This is a genomic window from Prevotella sp. CAG:255, from assembly GCF_000431195.1.
Classification (GTDB): Bacteria; Bacteroidota; Bacteroidia; order Bacteroidales; family Bacteroidaceae; genus Prevotella; species Prevotella rara.
Window position 1 is genome coordinate 1 of the sequence record NZ_HF986810.1, and the last position, 5,776, is coordinate 5,776.

Genomic DNA, 5,776 nt, shown 5'->3' on the forward strand with positions numbered 1-5,776 from the left:
TAATATAAAGATAGGCGGCAAGTATATTACTTGCCGCCTATCTTTATTGTTAACTGTTTTTAGTCTTTATTCCTCAACAGCAGCTTGCGCCGCAGCTTTTTAATTCTAATAATCAGATGCTTACATTGATTGTGTAAGCAAATCGTATTGCACTGCATATAGCTTTTTGCTATCACATATTCCCCTTGCTTATAGAATAAACGTTTTTTTTGTTTCCATTAAAAATGCAAACATGAATAGTAGCTTATCATAAAGCAACAGTTAATCTACAGTACATTCATTTCTTATGTCCTCCTTTCTTTTAAAAGTTCGATAATGGCATCCTTGTCCTTCAAGTTAGAGTCAAGGCGTGTTATTTGAGCATTCAGGCTATCTATCTGTTCTTTTAATAGTTTAATTGTTTCATTTTTATTTTCAACCTCAGACTGTACCTTGCTTAGTTGGGCCGCAAGCTCAGCATCGCCAATGTTATTGTGTGCATTTCCGTCCACTGCCACTGCGGCAAGGTAAGCGGATATCTGATGCTGTACGGGGCAGAATAAGGTGAAGAAATTGAAGTCTAGCGCCTCACTTACTTTAATGAGGCGTTTGGTTTCCATCGTTTCCCGTTCCAAAATACGGTTAACGTGTTGCTGGGTTACGCCTATCCTGCGTCCAAGCTCAGATTTGCTTATTCCCAATTCTATGCGGCGCTTTTCTATCGCTTCACCCACATGTATGTTTTTAATATCTATGTTCATTTAGTTAAATCGACAATTTTGTAGGTATAAACAGAAATCATTAAATAAATATTTGGCTGCATAAACATTTTTATGTTACTTTGCAGGCGTTAAATTTCTTGTTTGGAGAATACAAAGTTAAACATTAAACATTAAACATCCAAAAGTTATGGCAGAAAACTTGGAAAAAATCCGTCCCGTGCTTACAGCACTCGAGTTTGGTGATGAAGTGACATTTCCCATTTCACGGCTGAAAAGTGTCCGCACGCAGGCTTCAGAGTTGGGTGCTATCTTTAACCGTCAGTTTAAGACAAAAACAAATCGTGAGAATCAAACTATTACAGTCAAAAGAGTTAAGTAGCAAATATGCCTCTATTTCAGTTTCTTGACCATTTGATTCCTTATGATACATTCTTGAACGACCTTGCTGCAAGGATTGTCAAGCTGTTGAAAGCTGACCATGACGACCCGGAATATGTCAGCCAAAGGAAGGCGTATCAGATGTTTGGCCGCCGGAACGTCGAGAGATGGAGGCGCCAAGGGAAAATCGTGCCCTGTAAAAGGCCGGGAAAGGTTGAATACAAAACGGCCGAGCTACGTTTTCTGCAACGGACTGTACAAGATTATTTTAATAATCAGCCATCGAGCAGCATAACAAACAAGAAGAGAAAATGAATTTATAAACCATTTTATGGCTATGTCAAACATATTATCGATGTGTAAAATGGTAGAAAATATATGTATAATCAATGAAAGAGCTGCAGCCAACTTGTAATCCGGATGGAGTCTATTCTGTTAAGCGCACTTGCGCCGAGCTTGGCGTAAGTCATAAGACGTTGCGAAAGTATAGAGAGAACGGTTATATCAAGCCGGTCAACCCCGGCAATTCCAAGCGTCCTAAGTATTCGGGGCAATCCATTATCGAGTGCTGGCACATCTTAACGAAATTATGATCAGTGAAGCCACCATAAGTAAAGTCAGGGGTGTCGACATAGAAAATGTGCTGTGCACTTACGTCAGCCTTAAAAGGAAAGGCTCGTCGCTGGTCGGGCTATGCCCTTTCCATTCAGAAAAGACACCGTCCTTCACAGTGTCGCCACAGAAGGGCTTGTACCATTGCTTCGGCTGCAACCGTGGCGGCGATGCCATCTCGTTCGTAATGGAGAAAGAGAACCTGTCTTTCACGGATGCGGTGGTGTTCATAGCCAAGCAACATGGCATTGCAGTTGAATACATGGAAGAGGAACGCAATGAGGAGGAAACGGCAGAGGCCCGACACAAGGAGTCGCTGCTCATTGCCCTTGAGCAAGTCCAAAAGTTTTTCTACGACAGTCTGAGAAAAACGGATGACTCTGAAAGCCGCCAGGCGCGTGACTATACTTATGGCAGATGGCCGGAAGAAACCTGTTCCGTGGCAGGGATAGGCTACGCCCCGAAAGACGGTGGGCTTTTCATGGACCATTGCCGCAAGTCATCTATAAGTGAGAAAGTCCTTTTCGAGCTTGGACTGTTAAGGCGCAGTGAGGACAGTGGCGCATACACCATGTTCAGGCAGCGCATCATGATACCCATCCGTGACAGGTGGGGGCGCGTCACCGCCTATACGGCACGGTATATCGGCACGAATCCCAAAGCCCCGAAATACGTCAACTCCGCCACAAGCCCCGTCTATTCCAAAGGAGATACGCTGTTCGGGATAGACAGGGCAAGCCGCACCCGTAACTCAGACTACTTCATTGTGGTGGAAGGCGCACCTGACGTCCTTAGGATGCAGTCAGTTGGATATGACAACACCGTGGCCGCGCTTGGTACGGCATGGACGGACAGCCAGCTTACATTGTTAAAGAAGTTCACTTCCGCGATATGTTTTGTTCCCGATTCGGACGTTGCGGATGGAAAGGCATATGGCCCCGGATTCGAGGCGGTCATGGCAAACGGGGCTGCCGCTATTCGAAAGGGATTTCACGTGACGGTCAGGGAACTACCGTTTGCAAAAGTCAACATACCCGATGACAAACTCTATACACTTTACCCGGACGGAATACCAGATGATGCCGTAAGGGAAAAGCCGATAAAGAACGATGCGGATAGTTACATCCGCTCAAAGGAGGATTTCACCTCACTTGAGGAAAAGCACTTCATCGTCTGGCTGGCACAGAAACGGTTTCTCGTTGCTGACTCATTGGTGGAGGAGCGCAAGTGTGTGGCGGATATTGCCGGCCTGCTCCGCTACGTGGACGACCAACTCGTCTTTGACCAGTGCATAGAACAACTTTCAAGACTGCACGGCAAGGCGAAGCTGTGGCGCGATGCCGTAACGCAGGCACGTGGCGAAGCCCGAAAGAGGAAAGACAGGGCAACCCCGATGGACGAGAGGCAGCGCGAAGCGGAACTCCTGCGGCAGTTCGGCTTGTTTGTCCGTGACAACTGCTATTACGCCACTCCCGACGATGACGGTGAGCCTGTGAGGATTTCCAACTTCATCATGGAACCGCTGTTCCACATCGAGGACGAGAACAACGGCACGCGCATATTCAGGATGCGCAACATGTACAACGTCTGTCGCGTGGTAGAGCTGAAAGAATCAGAGCTGTGTTCGCTGAGCAACTTCCAGCAGAAAGTCGGCTCATTGGGCAATTACGTATGGCTGTCCAAGATAGACAAGCTCAACCGCGTCAAGGAATACCTGTACTCCAAGACCGACACTGCGGAGCGGATAAGAAAATTGGGATGGAATGCCGAGGAAGGTTTCTTCGCTTTCGGCAACGGCATACTGGACGGTGGCACGTTCAAGAAAGCCGATGACCTTGGGATAGTCCGTGACGTAAAAGGCAAGGCGTTCTACCTGCCCGGACATTCCAAAATCTACCAGCACAACTCGGAGATATACCAGTTCGAGCGATTGATGGTGCATGGAAACCGCAGCGGTGTGAAACTTTACGATTACGTGTCATTGCTGATGGACGTGTTCGGGGAGAACGCCACAGTCGCATTCTGTTACCTGTTGACCACATTGTTCCGTGATGTAGTGTTCAAACGTACAAGGCATTTCCCCATTCTCAATCTCTTCGGCGAGAAAGGCACGGGAAAGACCACCCTCGCCACTTCCCTCCAGTCCTTTTTCCTGCACGGCGTTGACCCTCCAAACCTCGGCGTGACCTCCGTCCCGGCCATGAACGACCGTGTGTCGCAGGCCGTCAACACCCTCACCGTGTTCGACGAGTACAAGAACGACCTTGACATCCGCAAGATAGCCTACCTGAAAGGACTGTGGGGAGGCGGAGGCCAGACCAAGAAAAACACAAACACGGACGGAATGGCGGCGCAGACCATCGTCAGCACGGGCATAGTGCTTTGCGGTCAGGACAAGCCCACACAGGACATGGCACTTTACACCCGTGTCCTGTTTCTTGCCTTTTCCAAGACCTCCTTCAGTCAAGTGGAAAAGAAACGCTATGAGGATTTGGTGGCAATGTGCAACATGGGGCTGACACACCTGACCATTGAAATCCTTAATCATAGAGAATTGTTTGAGAGGAACTTTCCGGAAATCTATTCCATCACCAAACGGGAGCTGGCCACGAAGTTGGAAAACGAAACGGTGCATGACCGCATATTCGGGAACTGGGTCATACCGCTGGCCACGTTCCGCACATTGGAAACGGTCATAGACGTGCCTTTCAGTTATGCAGAACTGTTTGATACCTCCCTATGCGGACTGCGCACCCAGAACGAGCTAGCTCAGGAAAGCTCCGAAATAGCCGACTTCTGGAACATGCTGCAAGGCTTCCAAACATCAGGGAAGTGCATAGAGAACGCTCATTACCGCATCAGATACATGAGGTCGTTCCGCCCGTTATCGTCAAAAGAGGCTATCGAGTTCAAGGAGGCACGCCCCATCCTGTATCTGAATACGGCGGCGGTTTCCTCGCTGTTCGGCAGCCGAAGCATGAATGCCACTGCCAACCGTTCCAACTGGTCAACTGTAATGTCGTACCTGAAATCGCAGCCGTCGTTCCTCGGCTTGAAGCAGGACAGGTTCACCATTCTTCTTCCCAATGGTCAGCCGGACTACTCGGTCGAGTTTGTCAACGGCCAGCAGGTCAGGAAAGTCAGGGTCAACCGCCCGAAGGCTTTGTGCTTCGATTATTTACAACTTAAGGAAAACTTCGGGCTTGACCTTGAAACGGAAGTCGTTTCGGAAGAATTGTAATAATTGAGTAAAAGACAGACTTTAATATTACTAAAGGTGTTAAATTTGTAACATGACAGTCCATTATCCGTAATTTTTTTGCGGCTGTATCTGTTTTTTTGTATCTTTGCAAGCATAAGTACTTAATGCTAAACGTTATTAAATCATGCTTACAAGATTCGCTGTGAAGAATTACCGTGGATTTGCTGACAAAATAGAATGGGATTTGTCACATCCAAGCAACTACACCTTCAACTCCCACGCCATAAATAACGGTGTAGTGAAGAACGGAATAGTGTACGGTCCCAATGGGTCTGGAAAAACAAATCTCGGACTGGCTATTTTTGATATAGCGAACCACTTGTCCCACAAATGGAAAAAGCCAGACTACTATCTGAATTTTGCATACGCAGCAAACATTATCAAACCTGTAGAGTTCGAGTACACTTTCGTTTTTGGTGATGACATATTGAATTACAGTTACTCAAAGAAGGCAAAAGACCTGAAAGGCGAATTGCTGAGCGAGAAACTGCTACTAAACGGGAAAGAGCTGGTATATAAGGATGCGGACGAACTTAGAATTGCGGAAGAGTTCGCCCTGTCTGACGCGGCTATCAATAGTTTGAAGACAGGTGCAAACAACATCTCCATCATTAATTACTTGGTGGGTACTGTCCCATTGGCCAAAGGCCATGCGATTTTGCGGCTTAAGGACTTTGTCGAAAATATGCTTTTTTTCAGAAGCCTGGACTATAGAGAATTCATCGGCTTGAAAGAAGGAGGTAGCAATATTGAAGAATACATCATTAAGAATGGACTGACAGAAGATTTTGCTGAATACCTGAAAGCAACCAGCCAGCAGGAA

Annotated in this window: 5 protein-coding genes and 1 pseudogene; 5 read left to right on the forward strand and 1 reads right to left on the reverse strand. The window is 47.0% G+C overall.

Annotated elements, in window-relative coordinates; genetic code table 11:
- Positions 1 to 284 precede the first annotated feature (284 nt).
- Positions 285 to 740, reverse strand: coding sequence for a helix-turn-helix domain-containing protein (locus QVO66_RS07305; RefSeq protein ID WP_021854799.1), 456 nt, complete (start codon positions 738 to 740; stop codon positions 285 to 287).
- Between the two features lie 148 nt (positions 741 to 888).
- Between QVO66_RS07305 and QVO66_RS07310 the strand changes: the two genes are divergently transcribed.
- The 5 genes and pseudogenes from QVO66_RS07310 to QVO66_RS07330 all read left to right on the forward strand — a co-directional run.
- Positions 889 to 1,080, forward strand: a complete 192-nt coding sequence (locus QVO66_RS07310) for a hypothetical protein (RefSeq protein ID WP_021854800.1) — start codon at positions 889 to 891, stop codon at positions 1,078 to 1,080.
- Positions 1,081 to 1,085: 5 nt separating this feature from the next.
- On the forward strand, positions 1,086 to 1,394 hold the full coding sequence (locus QVO66_RS07315; RefSeq protein WP_021854801.1) for a hypothetical protein: 309 nt from the start codon (positions 1,086 to 1,088) through the stop codon (positions 1,392 to 1,394).
- Positions 1,395 to 1,468: 74 nt separating this feature from the next.
- Entirely contained in the window at positions 1,469 to 1,672 is a 204-nt protein-coding gene (locus QVO66_RS07320) for a helix-turn-helix domain-containing protein (RefSeq protein ID WP_021854802.1), read from the forward strand.
- Positions 1,669 to 4,932 carry a DNA primase gene (gene dnaG, locus QVO66_RS07325; RefSeq protein ID WP_021854803.1) on the forward strand — a complete coding sequence of 1,088 codons (3,264 nt, stop codon included), beginning with the start codon at positions 1,669 to 1,671 and terminating at the stop codon, positions 4,930 to 4,932. Before QVO66_RS07320 ends, dnaG begins: the two co-directional genes overlap by 4 nt.
- A 145-nt stretch (positions 4,933 to 5,077) precedes the next feature.
- Positions 5,078 to 5,776: pseudogene (locus QVO66_RS07330) on the forward strand (AAA family ATPase); the annotation flags it as partial.

Coding starts and splice junctions, on each gene's coding strand:
- dnaG (WP_021854803.1), top strand. CDS start 1,669: ATGATCAGTGAAGCCACCATAAGTAAAGTCAGGGGTGTCGACATAGAA.
- QVO66_RS07315 (WP_021854801.1), top strand. CDS start 1,086: ATGCCTCTATTTCAGTTTCTTGACCATTTGATTCCTTATGATACATTC.
- QVO66_RS07320 (WP_021854802.1), top strand. CDS start 1,469: ATGAAAGAGCTGCAGCCAACTTGTAATCCGGATGGAGTCTATTCTGTT.
- QVO66_RS07305 (WP_021854799.1), bottom strand. CDS start 740: ATGAACATAGATATTAAAAACATACATGTGGGTGAAGCGATAGAAAAG.
- QVO66_RS07310 (WP_021854800.1), top strand. CDS start 889: ATGGCAGAAAACTTGGAAAAAATCCGTCCCGTGCTTACAGCACTCGAG.